We start from the raw sequence: 16,934 nt of genomic DNA on the forward strand, positions 1-16,934 counted from the left end.
CTAAAATGGAACGCTATCTCGAACTTTTTCAGAAAGCAAATGATTATTTTAAGACAGCAGACCATTTAGCATATGTAACCTATGAACTTGTGCAAGAACCAAAATTATTGCTAACAATATTAGATAATTTAAATCTCGCACTAAAACACAAAACAGATTCACTTTTGGAATATGAACGATTATACAAAAGAATTTCACCCATACCCCAAAATCAAGAATTAAAATTAAATCTCGCAGAAAAATGCCTGCGAAGGTATAATCTTTCAAACGAAATGATACATTTAATACGTGAGGTCAATAGTATATTGGAACAACATAAAAAAAGCCCTATTGCGTTTGGCAAAGGAGAAAAATTTGTAATCTGTTCTGAGAATTATAGAACTAAAACAATTAATATTCAAGAAGTAAAGGAATATATTGTCTCTGCAAGAGAATATCTTTCTAAACTTGATAAGGTGCTTCTAAAGAATGAGTGAACGTGCAGTAAGTGAAATGAAAAGAGCAGAACATCTTATAGATGTGACTCTAAAATATACTAGAACTGCAGAAGTAATCAAAAATGTAGTAAAAAAATTAATAGATATTTATAATGTAGCTATAGAAGACGCATTAATTAGTGCAAAAGAAAAAGGCCTATTAGAAGAAGTTCCAAAATCACCTAAAGAACGTGCAAGAGAATTAATCAAACTTATGGAAAGGAGCGAATTTATTATGCAACACATTAGCTTCTATTTCTTATTAAAAAATGTTGATAAAGCTTATTATAACAAAGAACAAGAATTTAGGAAAAATGTTACACTTATAGTGCCCCTAAATGAAAAAGACCAAAAGATTGTAGATAAAATACTTAATCAATATAAGATAGACAGCCTTGAAAAAGGCAAAGATTACAAGGGGGGAGTAAACATAGACGTTTTAAAGATATTTTATGCTTTCACCGGAGAATTTATAAAATTTATACATAGTTATATAACTGGAGAACCCATGGAAGACTCAGGTGACTCATACGATGACTAAAATTATAGGTATAATCTCTGGAAAAGGGGGTGTAGGTAAAACTACTAGTGCTATTAATCTTGGTTCTGCTTTAAATTTCTTTGGAAAAGATGTTACCGTGGTTGATGCTAATTTAACTACACCCAACATAGGTGTTTATTTAGGCGTTCCAGTTGCTCCGGTAACAATACACCACGTTTTACAAGGAAAAAACCATATTTCCGATTCTATTTATTTACATCCATCAGGAACAAAAATAGTTCCTGGAAGTATTGCTCTAAAAGATTTAAGTAATATTGATCCTGGAAAATTAAAAAATAAAATGTTAGATTTAGTAGGTTTAACAGATATTTGTTTAATTGATGGTGCTGCAGGTTTAGGTAAAGAAGCAATCTCGGCGATAGAAGCAAGTGATGAATTATTAATAGTTACAAATCCAGAATTACCAGCAATTACTGATGCACTTAAAGCAGTAAAACTTGCTGAAAAAGTTGGAATTCCGATTATAGGTGCAATTTTAACAAGAGTAAAATTAGATGGTTTAGATATGACTATAACCAATGTTGAAGAGATGCTTGAAGTTCCTGTTTTGGGTGTTATACCTGAAGATACTGCAGTAAGAAAAGCAATGGTATCTAAAAATACAATTATAGACTCTTATCCCAAATCTAGTTCTTCAATTGCATACAAAAAATTAGCTGCAAAATTAATTGGTGAAGATTACCAAGAAGATATAAATCAGAAAAAAACAAAAACAATCATAGACGCAATTCTTTCCATATTTAGAAAATAATTATTTAATTAAATTAAGTAATTCTAAAGGACTATCTGCAATTTTATTTTGACCTAGTTTACGAAACATTTATATACTATAGCCAGTTATACACTTGATATGGCTACAACTATACAAGTAAGTGAACAACTCGTAGACACATTAAAACAAAGAAAACAATATGATAAAGAAAGCTACGAAGAAATAATCTGGAATTTAGTAGAAGATACATTAGAAATAAATGAAGAAACTAAAAAAGAAATAGAACAAGCAAGAAAAAATATTAAAACAGGGAAAAGTTATACACACGAACAAGTTAAAAAGAAACTGGGGTTCTAAATGTACGAGTTAATATATTCTCCTTCTGCATTAAAACAATTAGAAAAATTAGACCTTAATTTAAAAAAAAGGATTATTTTTGCATTAGAAAGATTAAGAATCAGACCAGAATCATGCGATATAAAAAAATTAATTGGAATGCAAGGTTATAGATTTAGAGTAGGAGATTATAGAATAATTTTTGATATGGAAAAAGATAAGCTATGGATTTTAGTTCTTAAAATAGGACATAGAAAAGAGATTTATAATTAAATAATTATTTAATTAAACTAAGTAGTTCTAAAGGATTATCAGCAATTTTATTCTGACCTAATTTTATAAAATCTTCTTTCAAAGAATAACCATATGAAACTGCAATCATAGGCAAAGCTGTATCACAATAAGCCCCAACATTCCTTGCAGCAAAAAAATCAGAAGTATGATCGCCTATATACACAGCATTTTGTGGCTCAACATTTAATCTTTTTAAAGTTATAAGTAAACATACAGGATGAGGTTTAATCAAAGAATCCCCATTCACTTTAGGTAAATCTTCTCTACCTACAATTGATTTAAAATAATCAGACAAACCAAACTTCTTAAGGTAAGGTTCCATAGCTGAATGTGTATTAGATGAAGCTAAAGCAAGAATTTTTCCACTTGTAGAAATCTCTTCTATAACTTTATCAATATTTTCAAATATTTTAAGTTCGCCTTTAGATTTATGTTTGTGATATTCTTCCCAAATTAAAGATTTTTCTTTTTCATCATCCCAATTAAAACCTAAGAATTCATATAAATTTGGATAAACAGGTTCAACATAAACTTTCTTAAATTCATTCAAAGTTTTGTAAGAAAAAGGTTTATCAAAAAGATTACAAATATGTTTAAACCAATTAAACTGATCTTCAAAAGAGTCTAAAATAACTCCATCAAAATCAGTTATAATTAAATCAACCATAAACTAAAAAGCTTGTCAGGTTTTATAAAACTAACCTAAATCTTACAAATCATCCTTAACCGTTTTCTTTTTAAAATTTGGTTGTTTTGCAAGAACCTTATTTATTTTCTCGACTAATTCCTTAACATCTTTTTCAGACATTCCATGAGCTAAACAACCTTCTTCTAAACTTTCACTATGACTAACATGGCAACCAACACAATGCAAACCTGCTTCAAATAATAATGCAACCACATCTGGATGTGTTCTGGTTATATCTCCAATTTTTGAATCTTTAGTTATTTTTACCATTTTTCCCCCTATATATGCGTGTAACAAAATACTAATTTGTTCTTTGACTTTTCATCTAATTTACAAAATGCAAATCTTTCAAATTGAATCATATCTCCGACTTCTAATTCATTTAATAATTCTTCACCCAAACCTTTCTTAATTGTACCATCAGGCATCAAAACTTCAACTTTAACTAGTTTATCCGATTTAGGTAACCAATGTATCATCTTTGCATTTAAATTTTGATCGTGCTCTAAACTTACAAATTTATTATTTTTAAAATTAAATAAATGCATAAATCTATAAACAATATTTCCACCTATATCATCTTGGATATAAAATTCTTTACTAGTTTTTACTTTTCTATTTCCTCTTTCTTTAAAATCAGGATGTAAAGGCATCTCAGCTTCTAAATTTGGAGCACCTTCTATAATTATCAATTTAGGATTTTCTATAAAGAAATATCTGTTTGCCATTTTTTCTATAATCTCTCTATTAAAGAAATAAATTAATTTCATAAACTCATCATAAGCAACAGTCTTATCTCTTTTTGACATTCCAATTTCAATTACAAATCTTCTAAATGCTTCTGGAAGAATTCCTCTTCTTTTTAATGCTAATAATGTAGGTAATCTAATATCATCCCACCCAGTATATTTCCCTTCTTCAATTCCTTTTCTAAATGCACTTGCACTTATTTTTAAATCAGTAAAATTAATTCTTAATAAATGATAAAATTCAGGTAATTTCCAATTAAAATAACTATATAAGAATTTTTGTCGCTCTACATTAACTATATGATCTTTACCCCGAATTACATGCGTAATCTCAAAATCATGATCATCTACTGTAGTAGAAAAATTCATTAATGGCCACACCCTATATTTTTTACCTGTTCTTGGATGCTCGGCATCATTAATTCTAAATGCCGGCCATTCCCTTATAGCAGGATTTTTGTGTTTTAAATCAGTTTTTATTCTTAAAACCGCATCTCCTTCTTTGTAAGTTGTAAACATATTATTCCATTTAGTTAAATTATCTTCGGGAGTATTATCTCTACAAGGACAAGCTTGGCCTTTATCAACTAAAATTTTAAATTTCTCAGAACTACAAGTACAAACATAAGCAAATCCTTTTGTAATTGCTTTAATTGCATAATTATAATAAGCTTCTAATCTATCTGATTGTACAACAATTTTGTCTATTTTTCCACTTGTTGCCCAGATTCCATCTTGTTCTAATAATTCATAAGCATTGGGATCTATATTTTCAGAATTTGTATCTTCTATCCTTAAAATAAATTCACCATTATATTTTTTACTATACTCTGCATTTAACAACATATAAAAAACATGTCCTATATGCATTGGTCCAGATGGTGAAGGTGCAAATCTAAATATAGGTTTATTTAAAATATTTAACAATTCTGGAAGTTCTCTTGGTTTTTCTTCTTGTTTTTCTTCAAGCAAACCAGGTGCAACTTTAACCAATTCTTGCTCTTGCTCATCTAATTTCATTGAATTTACTTTAGAAATAATTTCATTAATTTGCTTACGAATATCCTTTAATTGAGATTTTAATTCAGGTTTATCACCTAGAATTTTACCTACAATTGCTCCTGCCTGTGCCTTTCCCTTATGTTTTACAGCATTTTGCAATACAAAAGCATATATCTCTTCTTTTAAATCCATAACCTTAGAAAAACACCATCTATATTTAAAGCTTTTTTAATATAAATTTAAATACCTCTCTTATTTACCTTTAGATATGAACTTCCTAAACTCAAAAGACAAAAAGAGACTTTTTGAGCAGATTAAAGAGCTCTATGGAGTAGATTTCAAACCTCACTCAGAAGGTTTAATTTTTTACAGAAAAGATAATAATTTATTTATAATTTCAGGAGAATATAGTGGAATTAAAGATAGTTATAATGAAGGTTTAGAATTTGGATATTATGAATCTGAATTTAAATCAAATAAACTTTTACTAACAATTGAAGGATTGAATCTTGTAAAACCTAAAAAAGATTTGCTTGAACTTGATGAAGAAGATTTAAGTTTATTCTTACAAGCAAAACCTTTCATTCTAGAAGAACCCAACCTTCCAGATGGAGATTATGTAATAAAATTAAAAACAAATAAAAAAGGTTTCTTTGGAATTGCAAAATTAAGAAATTCTATTATTCATAGCACAATCCCAATAAAAAGAAGATTAAAAACAGATGCTTACTAAATAAAGAACACTAGAAGGATACTTGAACCAATTGCCAATGCTGCTCCAAGATACTGATGCCAATTTACTTTCTCTCTATTTAACCAAACCCCTAAAAACACAGCAACAGCAGGATAACTTTCTGTAATTGCCGTAATAATCCCTACATGTTTATCAAAAACAGCAAAGGAATAAAATAACCAAGCAGCAGTATCTATTATTCCCATCCAAATAAGCAACCATTTATACTTAGAAACATCTTTTGCTAATTTAGAAAAACCTTTTCTCTTAATTAATACTATAACACAAAATAAAGTAAATATTACCCAAGGAGCCCAAATAGCCATAATTGGGGAAATACTTCTAGATGACGCAGATGTTAAAAAATTAACTAAACCCATTCCAACCGCAGCCAAAATTGCCATTAAAAGTCCTTTTTCCCATTTGATTTTCCAGTGTGCAAAAGATTCTGTTGCAACAAGAATTATACCTATAAAAATTAAAGAAATAATAACAAATTGTATAATCGACAATCCTTCTCTAAAGAAAATATAACCTAATGAAATTGTTATAGGCAATTCTAATTCCATAATAATGTCTGCAGTAGATAACTTAGCAATCTTTAAAGCTTCAAAATCAAAAATCGCAGCTACAAAAGTTATTACTCCTAAGACCAATAATAAAATTAAATTAGGCAAAGTAAAAATTAAATTAAAATCCTTTAATATTAATGGAAACAAAACAATTGTACCTATCGCTCCAATAACAACAAGAGATTCTATATCGCCTATTTTCCTTGTTGATTTCTGTATAAGAAAATCTCCAACAGCCCAACACAACATTGCTCCAAAAGCAAATACAATTGCAATTTCTAGACCCATATTTTAAGAATATTTCTTACTCTTAATAAAGATTCTTATCTAAATAAAATAAGGCTAAAAAAATTAAAACTTGCCAAAAAAGATTAAGTATTATATTTTTTTCTTGCAAATCTTCTCTTACTTGAAAATCTATTACCTTCAGATCTATTTTCAGATCTACCTTCAGAACTTCTTTCATTAGAAGAATGATTACCAAATCTTCTTGGCCCATCAAACCTTCTTGGTCTATTATCTCTGCCTTCAATCTCTTCAGGTTTTCTTTGACCAAAGCCATATCCAACAGATTGATTACCTCTAGGTTCTTCTCTTCTATTATCTCTTCTTGAATCACTTCCAAATCTTCTTCCACTATATGAATGTCCGCCAGATCTTGATCCACCAAATCTTGAACCTCTAAAATTTGATCTTCCACGACTATCTCCACCTCTTGAATGTGCTTGGAAAGCGATTCTTTCAAAATTCTCTTTAGGTAGCTTTTCAATTTTAACTCTGAACCTATCTAAAATTTGTGCAAATATATCATATTCATTAGGTTCTAAAAGTGTAATTGCTTTTCCTGTTTCTCCTGCTCTTGCAGTTCTTCCCACTCTATGTATATATTCTTGTGGATCTTTTGATAATCCATAATTAAATATGTGTGTAATTCCTTTAATATCTAATCCACGAGCAGCAACTGCTGAAGCAATTAAAATATTACAATCCCCACCATTAAATTCCCTTATAATTCTCAGACGAGTACTTTGTGTTAATCTTCCATGAATTTTTTCTACTTTAATTCCTTGTCTACTAAGATTTCTTTCAAGTGCATCTACACCATGTCTTGTTGGACAAAATACAATTGCTCTTTTCATATCTTCTTTCTTCAACAAATGAACTAACAAAGAAAACTTTTCATGTGGTTGAACTTCTATATAATATTGTTCTAATAAATCTTCTTGAACTTGTAATTCTGTTTTTGCAACTAAAGGTGATTTCATATGTTTATGTTTAATATGATTTATCTCATCTGAAATTGTTGCTCCAAATAATATAACTTGTCTTGTCTTTGGAATTTTTGAAAGCATATATTCTATATCTTCTATAAATCCCATCTCAATCATTTTATCGGCTTCATCTAAAACTAAACATATTAATTTTGATAAGTTTAGATTTCCTCTATTCAAATGATCCACTAATCTTCCTGTAGTTCCAACCACAATCTCTGCGTCTCTAAGTTCTTTTGTTTGTGGAAGTAAAGAAACACCACCATACACAGTTGCTAATTTACAATGCAAATATTTTGCATATTTCTTCATTTCTGTAGTAATCTGTACTGCTAATTCTCTAGTAGGTGTTAAAATTAGAATTTGTAAACCTCTTCCTGGAACTGCTTTTTCTAACATAGGAATTCCGAAAGCAATTGTCTTTCCTGATCCTGTGTTGGACATACCAATTACATCTTGTCCTGTTTTTATCATAGGTATGGCTAGTTTCTGAATCTTAGTAGGACTAACTATACCATGCTCTTTCAAAGCCTTAATTATCTCTGGCTTTATATTTAATAACTCAAATGTCATTTTTATTTCTCCTTAGATTAACATTAATTCCCTTTAGACATTTAATTGCCTTGTAAACTGCCTTGCAAAGTCTTATTTTAAAGCAAACTTCTACTTTAAGACTAAATTTAAGGTTATTTTACCTTATTAGGGGCTATATTGAAACAGAATGAGTATTTTTTGCGAAAATTCCCCTGTTTCCAGCTTTTTTAATGCTTTTATCTTATTTATACCTATAAATTAAGCCCTTGGTTTATATATGTTTTGATTTATAAACTTCTAAAACGACCAAAATAAAACAATAATTCTTATAAACTTGAACCCCCCCATAACACTATGTCAAGCCAAAATAAGACATTAAAAGCAAAGGATTTCTTCAATAAGTTTGCAGAGCAACATAAAAATCTTTCTGAAGAAAGACTTATGCAATATGAATTAAATCATTTTATTTCTCTAATTGCTAAAGAACAAGCCCAAATTTTAGATGCAGGATGTGCTGCAGGTAGAGATGCTAAATATCTAACAGATTATGGTTTAAATGTTACAGGGATTGATATTTCTGAAGAATTAATAAAAAAAGCAAGTGAAAGAAAAATAAAAAATGCTGCATTCAAACTTGGAGATATTTCAATAGTTAAACTAGATGAAAGTCAATTTGATGGTGTATGGGCAATGGATATTCTTTCATACACAGAAAAAGAAAATATACGCACAATTCTTAAAAATTTAAACTCTTCAATTAAAAAAGGGGGGGTATTATTCCTTTCAGTTAGAGAAGGCAATGGTTTAAACTCAGTAAAATATTCTAATATGGAAGATTCTGAAGTAAATATAAACTTTTTTAGTATATCTGAGCTAGAAGACGCACTTCAAAAAGCAGGATTTTGTGTTCTAAAGAGTTATACTCGTGAAGGAAAAAATCACGAATGGATTAATATCTTTGCTCAAAAATAATTACTCCTAATTATAATGATAATTGGATTAACAGGAACTATCGGCTCTGGAAAAGGAGATTTAGCAAGATACTTAGAAAATAAAGGTTTTCAAAGAATAGTTTTCTCAGATATTTTAAAAGATGAATTAATTAAAAGAGGAATAGAAATAACTAGAGAAAATTTGCAATTGATGGGAGATGAATTTAGAAAACAAGGAGATTTAAATGTACTTGCAAGAAAACTTTTAGAAAAAATAACCAGAGAAAATGTGGTCTTAGATGGAATAAGAAATCCTGGTGAAGTTGATTATCTTAAAAAAAATTCACGATTTGTTTTAATAGGCATAGATGCAGATGAACACACAAGGTTTGAAAGAACAATTTCAAGAGGAGATGCTAGAGATCCTAAAACTTATAGAGAATTTAGAGAACGTGACGAAAAAGACAGACGTAGTATTAATCCAGAAGGCCAACAAGTCGATTTATGTTTACAACAAGCAGATTATAAAATCTTTAATAACACAACAATAGAAGAGTTTCACGCTCAAATAGAAAGCGTTCTAATCCAAATTAAAAATAAGAAATATCAGCATACAGGCGCCGATGAATATTGAAGCATCTGCCAAATTAAATACAGGAAACATCCAAATACTGATATAATCTCTTACATAGCCATAAACAACCCTATCGACCAGATTAGCTATTGTTCCAGCAAACAATAAAATCAAAGATAAATTAAATAATTTTTTGTGTTTACTGCTTACTATTTTCTTAACAAATTTATATTTTAATATTTCATTTAGATAAATATAACATAACAATAAGATTATTGCAAATATAATAGAACAAATAATAATTCCAACTAAATGCCCTTCAAACAATCCAAATAAAGCCCCCCCATTTTTTAAATAAGTAAATAATAGCAAATCTTTATTATAAAAAAGATTTTTAAAAATAAAATCAAAAATAAAAACAAAAAAAGTAATTAAAATTAGAATAGGAAATTTATATAATTTAGTTCTGAAATTATTTACCATCTTGTAGATTTTTGTTTTGTTTCTAAAGCATTAATTCTATTAATTAAATTATCTAATTTTGCACTTATAACATCAAGCTTTGCATTAACTAATTCTAGCTCTTGCCCACGCATAGATTCTTGTCTTGGATTTGGAACTTCAAAACGGGGTCTAGAAAATTCCATTTCATTTCTTTCATTACCAAATCTTTTATCTAAATATCCTTTATCTAACGGATTATTTTGATTTAATCCTAAATTGTTATTCATTCCAAACGAATCAGTTTTATTCTGAGAAGGCATAGAAAAATCATCATCTAACTTAAGATTTTCCAAAGGATCCTTTTTTTTAAATAATCCGAAAATACTCATTTTTTTACCTCTTTTTTCTTATATTGGGCTTTTAACCCACCGAAACCTTTAAAAGTAGTCTTAATTTATATAAATTACGGAAAGAGGTGCTGCATGGGTTCTGTTATAGAAAAAGCAATAAAATATAACGCCAAAACAATCGCAAAAAGAAAAGGTGCTTCAGACAAAGAAGCAGATGATATAGCAAAAAAAGCAGTTTCTTCTTGCCTGGGAATAAATGAAAATTACCCTGAAAAAGGTTTTCTTTTAATTTATGATTCTTATATGGAAGGTTTAGAACCAATTTACTTCCAAATATTAGATATGATGAGAGACAAGTATTGGGGTTTAGGATTGGATGTAAGCAAAACTCTAGACGAATTCGAAGCTTCAGTAGGTGGAGGATTTTACGGAGATCTAGGCTCCAAAGCAGGAATCATTCAAGATAGAGCAATGAAACACATTGCAACTATTAACACAATAATAAAAAGTGTTCTTAATTTAATTTATAGTTTAAAGGAATTTGATAATCGTCTTTTAATGTATGATAGACTAAAATCAACAAATAAAAGTGATAAAGAAGCAGGACTCCTCGCGCTAAAATCCTTATGGATGGATAAAGTTGACATGCAAAAAGGTAATGGAAGTATAAACATGCTCACCCAAAAATTGGGATTTGTTACACTTAGAGATGCTTTCATGAAAATAAAAGATGTAAATGAAGCTAAAAAAGCAGATTTAAATGAAAGAGTTCAAAGAATCTTAATGCAAAGAATTGCAGAATTTAATGACTGGTTAACATTAAGTGATAATGAATTAAGAAGAAGATATAGAATAGAAAGATTATACCTGAAAAGCCAAATTGAAAGTTTAAAATTATATTCTCAATGGGCCAAACCCTATTTAATCGCAGCACAAAAACTTCAAATGGTTAGTTTTAATTCTCCAGATTTAGTAAATTTATTTGATAATCTTAGAATGGAAGTAAATCTTTTTGGGAAAAAAGTAACTGATTCGCCTATTGAAAATACTGCTTCTTCAAAAAAATATTATTCTTGCCTCGAAGTTATATTTTCATTCAGAAGTATACCCCACATTACAAGAAGCCAACAAGGAGGTTCACACTATTCACAAGGAGGACGTATAGAACTTAGATTTATGGGATTTGGATTAGATGAAGACCAAGTAAATGCAGTTGAAGAAGTTCAATTAAAAGATAGTCTTTCTATGATAGCTGGAGTTACAGATGAAACAATTAATGAAATAATTGCTGCCGCAGAAACTTACACAAAAGATAAAGAAGAAACATTTGATTTTAATGAAAGATTAACATTCTTAGAAGATTTAGAAAAAACTTCTAAAGATCCAGAAGTAAGAAAAAGAATAAAAGAACATATTTCACAAATGAAAAAGTCTCCACAAAAAAAGATAGAATATTCAAATCCTTTTTCAGGTGTATTTGTAGGATTTTCAGAATTATTCAAACCGGTTAAAGGTTTTATGACTTCATTTTCAAAAAAAAGTAAATTGCAGACACAACAAACTTATATTGATTCAGAAACAAAAAAAGCTGCAAGAACAGCTGCAGGAAAAATGGCTTTCATTGCATATGATGTCTTCAAAAAAACAAGGAGGATGCTTGCCTGGTAATTAAGCAAGTTTAATATAAATGGCATTTACTATGAATGATTATTATTCTTCCATTGATTTCAAAAGAGATAATCCAGTTAAAGATATTACTATAAAAGAATTTGGAAGTGCAATTGTAACTGATTTTACAGGTTCCAATGTTGCTGCTTCTATGAGTCAAAGTGCAAGCACAGGTCAAGGTGCATTTGAACTTGGAAGTCTACAAAGACAAAAATTTGAAGAAATCCCACAACAACAATGGGATGAAGTAAGAAGACTAGGAAAGTTAACAGGTGTTAAACCTTCATTACATGCACCTATGGTGGATGTCTTAGGAAAAACAGTTTCAGGAGAATTCTCAGAGAAAAAAAGAAAAGAAGTTGTTAATGAAATGATGGAATATCTTAAAACTGGAAACACTATAGATCCAGACAACAATACTCCTGTAAACTTTCACTCCAGTGTTGGAGTTGGTGGAGAAAACAGTTTCTCGGGTGTTTATTATCAAAAAGGATTATACAAAGGTCCAAAAGACGAAGATATAGAACTTGCAAAAATAAGAGCTGAAAAAATGGGTTTACCAGATTGGAGAGTTCTTGTTCCAGAAGCAACTGAAAAATTAGCTGCAGCCGCAGTTGATGTTAACACTGGAAGAATTGAACCTTTAATTTACAAAGAAGTTAAACAACTTCCTAGAACTTTTGAAGAAGAAAAAAGAGGATACCATCTTGAAGTTTATACTCCTGAATCAAGGATAACAAGTTTAAATAAAAATGCTTGGGATCAAGAAATGGAAAAAATTCTTGGAAGTGAACACCAGATTTTCAAAATCAAAAGAAATTTTGAGGGTATAAATAGAGATATAGAAGAGGCAGGAGAAACTTTTGTAAAAATAAACCAAGATTTAAAAGAAAAAAAGATTGAAGAAAGCTACGCTAAATATGAAAAACTAAAATTAATACAAACAATTGAACAAAAAAAGCGTGAAATGTCATTAATGTCTGCCAACATACAACAAATAGACGAAGCAATGGATTCACAAGTTAATTCTATATATGATAATCTAAATAAAAGTTGTGAAAATGCCTCAGAAGAACTAAAAGAAGTATATCAAGATAAAATAAAGAGTCTCTCAAACATTTCTGCAAAATATAGCGAAGACAAAATGGCTATAAGAAAAATTATGAATGAAATCAGAGGAGAATTAAATAAACGGTATGGGGAAAAAGTTTCACGTGATAAACTGGATCAACTTGCGAAACAAGGAGATCAAACAGCAATAGCCTATTTAGAAGCAAATAATAGATTAATAAACATTGACGCTGACAAAATAAAAGAAGTAGCAGATTCTATGCAAAATCTTCCAGACGAACTTCAATATGCTTCAAATGGAAAAATTACTTATCCAGAAAGATTTAGATTATTCGAAGACTTTGCAATAGAAAAAGGCTCAGAAACTTTTTCAGATCTAGCAGAAAGAGCTTACGAAGAGTGGACTTCTAAAGGAAAAAACGCACCCTTAATTACAATTGAAAACCCACCAGTCGGACAATTTGCAATTTCACGTGCAGATGAATTAAAAAAACTAATTGAAGACTCTAGAAGTAAGTTTGCAGAAAAATTAATTAAAAATAAACATCTTGATGAAAAAAAAGCAAAAAAACTTGCTGAAGAAATGATTTCTGCTACTTGGGATGTTGGACATATTAATTTCTTAAAGAGTATGGGTTATGATGATAAAGATATTATTAAAGAAACAGAAAAAATTGCAAAATATGTTAAACATCTTCATATTACAGATAATTTTGGAACAAGCGATTCACACCTTGCTCCAGGTATGGGCAATGTTCCAATAGAAGAGATAATGAAAAGTTTAGATAAAGCCGGTTTTGAAGGAAGAAAAATTATAGAAGCAGGAAAATTTATATCTGATTTTAAAGAAAGCGATATTCCTTATGCAATGGATTATTTTAAATCACCATTATATTCAGGAGAAATGGCTCCAAACTGGAAAGAAACGAGAATGCAAAGTCTATCAACAGGTTATGGTGCGGAATTTGGAGAATTCCTTCCGAGTTCATACTTCAGTATGTATGGAGCACCAGGATTTGTAAATCTTCCAACAGATTTAGGAGGTTCTATGTCTACACAAGGCAAATCTCAATTTTCAGGAACCCCTATGGAATGATAAATAACTTTTAATAACTCAAAAGTAAAACTAAAAAATAAGGTATAAAATGCCAAACAAAGAAATAAGAACTAAAAAAGACGAACTTAAATCAGATTATGAAACAGCTTATGATTTCTCAGTAAAATTATATAGAGAATTTAAAACTTTAATTAAAGCAATTGCTTTATTTGGAAGTGTTCCAAAAAATGAAATTCAAAAAAATAGTGATATTGATTTAATTGTGATTATAGATGACTGCACAGTTCAATGGAATCAAGAATTAATTGCGTGGTATAGAACAGAGCTTGCAAAAATTTTAGAAAAACAGGAAAATAAATCAAAATTACATATCAATACAGTTACACTTTCAAGTTTCTGGTATCAATTAAAAATTGGAGAACCCTTAGCCATAAATATTATACGTTATGGTGAACCCTTAATTGATTTAGGTGGATTTTTTGCACCTCTAAAAGTTTTATTAATTAGAGGTTTGATAAAACCAACACCAGAAGCAATACACACAACACTAAAAAGAGTTCCTTTCCACCTAACAAGATCGAATATAAACATTCTTGGGGCAATCGAAGGCCTATATTGGGCAATGATAGATTCAGCTCATGCAGCTTTAATGTCAGAAGGACACACTCCTCCAAGCCCAGAACACATTTATGACATGTTAAAGAAAGTATTTGTTTCCAAAGGAAAATTAAAATCCAACAGAGCAGATTGGTTTAAAGAAATGTACACTTTAGTTCATAACATTGCACACAGAAATATTACACAAATTGCAGGTTCAGAAATAGATTCTCATAAAACTAAAGTTAAAATATTTACAGATGAAATGAGAATTATAGTTGAAAAAAAGAAAATTTAATCTAAAACCTTATTTTCTACACAAAAATTTAAGAAATTATAAATGAAATAATAAAAAGTATAACTGAGATTATAAGACCTATAAGATAAATAGTGACTGCTCTTTTGAGTATCTTATTTCTAGAAGAAATATATCTTTCAGAGAATAAGTATACATCTTCAGCAAAGTGTTCCAATATTTTCTCCTGAGATTTAAAAACTAGTTTCACTTTATTAATATACTCTTTTAATGAAATCCTATTAACCCAATTTCCTGCAAAAATTATGTCCTGTTGTTCCATCCTCTTCTTCTTAGGATAAATAATTAATAAACACATTACTAACGCAGTTGTTGAAGTCAGAACAATTAAAATAGTAGCTATATCTGCCAAACTAAAAATAGAATGTATTGTTTTCCCAGATAAAAGTGAATTTACAAACACTAGTATAGTTGCAACAACGATAGCTGAAAAATAATTTGTTTTGTTTATTATAGAATTTCTTGCATCTAAATGAACTTCGATATAAGGCTCAAGCGCACCCTCAGAATAATCTAATCTATTCCAATTGAACTTCCTTTTTTGTCTAGTCACCATCTTTTAAATTTATTATTTTAATCTGAAATGGGTATATCTGCATAATCCGAACCCTTATTCAACAAACCTTTTGCTTGAGCGATTTTCTCAAAAAGTTGTCTCAATGTGCAATTCTTTCCTATTTGTTTACTTGCAATTTTTCCTTTACAAATTCCATCGATTAAACCTCTAGTAATCACTTCTTTAATCTTAGATGCACTATATCCTTTATTCTTATAAACCTGATATTCTTTTATAGCTCTAATTATGGGCCTTGGTCCGGGAAGTTCTAAATCAAATCTATTATACTCATCTAAATCAAAATGTTCTTTAAAATCATCACTTAAATAATTAGTACCATTTCTAATAATTTCTTTAATTTCTCCAATATAATTTATAAATTCTGATGTAAGTTCATACAACTCTTCAACTTTCTCATTAGGAGTATCTAACTTTTTATTTCCTTCATTATTATAAAATAAATATTTCTTTATTATACCTTCTGTATTATCAGGAACTTTTTTACCATTAGAATGATAACACCATGTTCCATCTTTTTTTATAACAAATGAAAATTCTTCTTCTAATTCTTTTTTAGATTTATCTTTTTCTTGAGACATATCTTTTATTATTACCCCTCTTTCTTCTACTTCTTCATCAAGTATGTCTTTTTCATTTAAGATCTTAGCTTTTACTAAAGCTATTCTTACTTGTAAATCATGATTCAAATCTTCAAACTTGATATATTTACATCTATCTGCAACTGCAGGTTCTATATCTGCCATACCAGGAGACGTACCAGGATTATAAGAAATAATACATAAATATCCTGGATTGACTTTAACTTCCTTTTGATCCGGTGTTCTTAATGTAGCATCTTCTTCTAAAGTGCTATTCAATCCTTTTTGAACACCAACTCTTACTTGATTAAATTCATCCAAATAACAAATTTCTCCTTTTTTCATAGATTTAGGTATAACACCTTCAACAAATTTTGTATCTGTAGCTCTACTACCTTCTTCTCCAACCGCAGTTAATTTTTCTCCACCAATAATATCTTCTAACATTGTGTCTTCAGAACAATTAAAACGATTAACTTCAGTTTCTAATAATTTTCCCAAGAATTTAACAAGTTCAGTCTTACCAACTCCAGGCTCGCCTTCAAGCACTACAGGGTTATGATTAGTATAAGAAATCAATAATCTTTGAATCTCATCAAATCCTGCTTGATCCTGATTTGCAATATAAAAACCTGTATCTTTTTCTTTAATCATAATATAACCCCTCTTAAAGGTTTATTGTATATAAACTTTTTTATTTAAACGGCTCTGTCCCGAGTCATATAGAAAACCACAAAAGTTTGCCTAATAGGTTATAGCAAACTAACTTGCTATAAATTTCTGTGCGGACTCCACGCACTGAATGAGAATTTACACTATCTCCAAATCTTCTTTTTATTGC

20 protein-coding genes are annotated in these 16,934 nt (G+C 29.3%); 11 read left to right on the plus strand and 9 right to left on the minus strand.

Translation table 11 applies throughout. The features are described 5' to 3' along the window. The first annotated feature begins 5 nt into the window (after positions 1-5). The 5 genes from J4403_01450 (at position 6) to J4403_01470 (ending at position 2,359) form a co-directional block, all read left to right on the plus strand. Positions 6-476, plus strand: a complete 471-nt coding sequence (locus J4403_01450) for a hypothetical protein (protein MBS3166854.1) — start codon at positions 6-8, stop codon at positions 474-476. After that, positions 469-1,017, plus strand: a complete 549-nt coding sequence (locus tag J4403_01455; protein MBS3166855.1) for a hypothetical protein — start codon at positions 469-471, stop codon at positions 1,015-1,017. The genes J4403_01450 and J4403_01455 overlap by 8 nt, the downstream gene beginning before the upstream one ends. Next, positions 1,010-1,789, plus strand: a complete 780-nt coding sequence (gene minD / locus J4403_01460; GenBank protein ID MBS3166856.1) for a cell division ATPase MinD — start codon at positions 1,010-1,012, stop codon at positions 1,787-1,789. The genes J4403_01455 and minD overlap by 8 nt, the downstream gene beginning before the upstream one ends. Positions 1,790-1,888: 99 nt before the next feature. Beyond that, the gene (locus J4403_01465; protein MBS3166857.1) at positions 1,889-2,107 is read left to right on the plus strand and encodes a hypothetical protein; all 219 of its coding nucleotides are present in this window, start codon (positions 1,889-1,891) and stop codon (positions 2,105-2,107) included. After that, entirely contained in the window at positions 2,108-2,359 is a 252-nt protein-coding gene (locus tag J4403_01470) for a type II toxin-antitoxin system RelE/ParE family toxin (protein MBS3166858.1), read from the plus strand. Positions 2,360-2,363: 4 nt separating this feature from the next. Here the strand turns inward: J4403_01470 and J4403_01475 are convergent, their stop codons facing one another. The 3 genes from J4403_01475 to J4403_01485 are packed head-to-tail and all read right to left on the minus strand — an operon-like array spanning position 2,364 to position 5,011. After that, complete coding sequence (locus J4403_01475) at positions 2,364-3,047, minus strand: HAD-IA family hydrolase (GenBank protein MBS3166859.1); 684 nt, start codon at positions 3,045-3,047, stop codon at positions 2,364-2,366. A gap of 42 nt (positions 3,048-3,089) precedes the next feature. Then, a complete protein-coding gene (locus J4403_01480) occupies positions 3,090-3,338 on the minus strand; it encodes a DUF1858 domain-containing protein (GenBank protein ID MBS3166860.1) in 249 nt (82 codons plus the stop codon). 8 nt (positions 3,339-3,346) lie between these two features. After that, the gene (locus J4403_01485) at positions 3,347-5,011 is read right to left on the minus strand and encodes a glutamate--tRNA ligase (GenBank protein ID MBS3166861.1); all 1,665 of its coding nucleotides are present in this window, start codon (positions 5,009-5,011) and stop codon (positions 3,347-3,349) included. Between the two features lie 76 nt (positions 5,012-5,087). Here J4403_01485 and J4403_01490 point away from each other — a divergent pair, with 76 nt between their 5' ends. Continuing rightward, positions 5,088-5,552, plus strand: coding sequence for a hypothetical protein (locus J4403_01490; protein ID MBS3166862.1), 465 nt, complete (start codon positions 5,088-5,090; stop codon positions 5,550-5,552). Here J4403_01490 and J4403_01495 read toward each other — a convergent pair. Together J4403_01495 and J4403_01500 are read right to left on the minus strand one after the other, a co-directional pair. Then, entirely contained in the window at positions 5,549-6,412 is an 864-nt protein-coding gene (locus J4403_01495; GenBank protein MBS3166863.1) for a DMT family transporter, read from the minus strand. The genes J4403_01490 and J4403_01495 overlap by 4 nt on opposite strands. Before the next feature lie 83 nt (positions 6,413-6,495). Beyond that, entirely contained in the window at positions 6,496-7,968 is a 1,473-nt protein-coding gene (locus J4403_01500; GenBank protein MBS3166864.1) for a DEAD/DEAH box helicase, read from the minus strand. 315 nt (positions 7,969-8,283) lie between these two features. Here J4403_01500 and J4403_01505 point away from each other — a divergent pair, with 315 nt between their 5' ends. Further along, positions 8,284-8,901: a class I SAM-dependent methyltransferase gene (locus J4403_01505; protein ID MBS3166865.1), complete on the plus strand. Its 618-nt coding sequence runs from the start codon at positions 8,284-8,286 to the stop codon at positions 8,899-8,901. Between the two features lie 15 nt (positions 8,902-8,916). Continuing rightward, entirely contained in the window at positions 8,917-9,495 is a 579-nt protein-coding gene (locus J4403_01510) for a dephospho-CoA kinase (protein ID MBS3166866.1), read from the plus strand. Here the strand turns inward: J4403_01510 and J4403_01515 are convergent. Together J4403_01515 and J4403_01520 are read right to left on the minus strand one after the other, a co-directional pair. Next, on the minus strand, positions 9,442-9,918 hold the full coding sequence (locus J4403_01515) for a signal peptidase II (protein ID MBS3166867.1): 477 nt from the start codon (positions 9,916-9,918) through the stop codon (positions 9,442-9,444). The genes J4403_01510 and J4403_01515 overlap by 54 nt on opposite strands. Further along, positions 9,912-10,268, minus strand: a complete 357-nt coding sequence (locus J4403_01520; protein MBS3166868.1) for a hypothetical protein — start codon at positions 10,266-10,268, stop codon at positions 9,912-9,914. Before J4403_01520 ends, J4403_01515 begins: the two co-directional genes overlap by 7 nt. A 93-nt stretch (positions 10,269-10,361) precedes the next feature. Between J4403_01520 and J4403_01525 the strand changes: the two genes are divergently transcribed. Genes J4403_01525 through J4403_01535 form a run of 3 tightly spaced genes read left to right on the plus strand, consistent with a single transcriptional unit; the run spans position 10,362 to position 14,920 of the window. After that, positions 10,362-11,897, plus strand: coding sequence for a hypothetical protein (locus J4403_01525; GenBank protein MBS3166869.1), 1,536 nt, complete (start codon positions 10,362-10,364; stop codon positions 11,895-11,897). Between the two features lie 31 nt (positions 11,898-11,928). Further along, the gene (locus J4403_01530) at positions 11,929-14,064 is read left to right on the plus strand and encodes a hypothetical protein (GenBank protein ID MBS3166870.1); all 2,136 of its coding nucleotides are present in this window, start codon (positions 11,929-11,931) and stop codon (positions 14,062-14,064) included. A gap of 49 nt (positions 14,065-14,113) precedes the next feature. Continuing rightward, positions 14,114-14,920 carry a nucleotidyltransferase domain-containing protein gene (locus J4403_01535; protein MBS3166871.1) on the plus strand — a complete coding sequence of 269 codons (807 nt, stop codon included), beginning with the start codon at positions 14,114-14,116 and terminating at the stop codon, positions 14,918-14,920. A gap of 28 nt (positions 14,921-14,948) precedes the next feature. Here J4403_01535 and J4403_01540 read toward each other — a convergent pair whose 3' ends face one another. Together J4403_01540 and J4403_01545 are read right to left on the minus strand one after the other, a co-directional pair. Then, positions 14,949-15,494: a hypothetical protein gene (locus tag J4403_01540; GenBank protein MBS3166872.1), complete on the minus strand. Its 546-nt coding sequence runs from the start codon at positions 15,492-15,494 to the stop codon at positions 14,949-14,951. Between the two features lie 17 nt (positions 15,495-15,511). Then, entirely contained in the window at positions 15,512-16,747 is a 1,236-nt protein-coding gene (locus J4403_01545) for an AAA family ATPase (GenBank protein ID MBS3166873.1), read from the minus strand. Between the last annotated feature and the right edge of the window lie 187 nt (positions 16,748-16,934).

Source organism: Candidatus Woesearchaeota archaeon (assembly GCA_018302225.1).
GTDB lineage: Archaea > Nanobdellota > Nanobdellia > SCGC-AAA011-G17 > JAGVZY01 > JAGVZY01.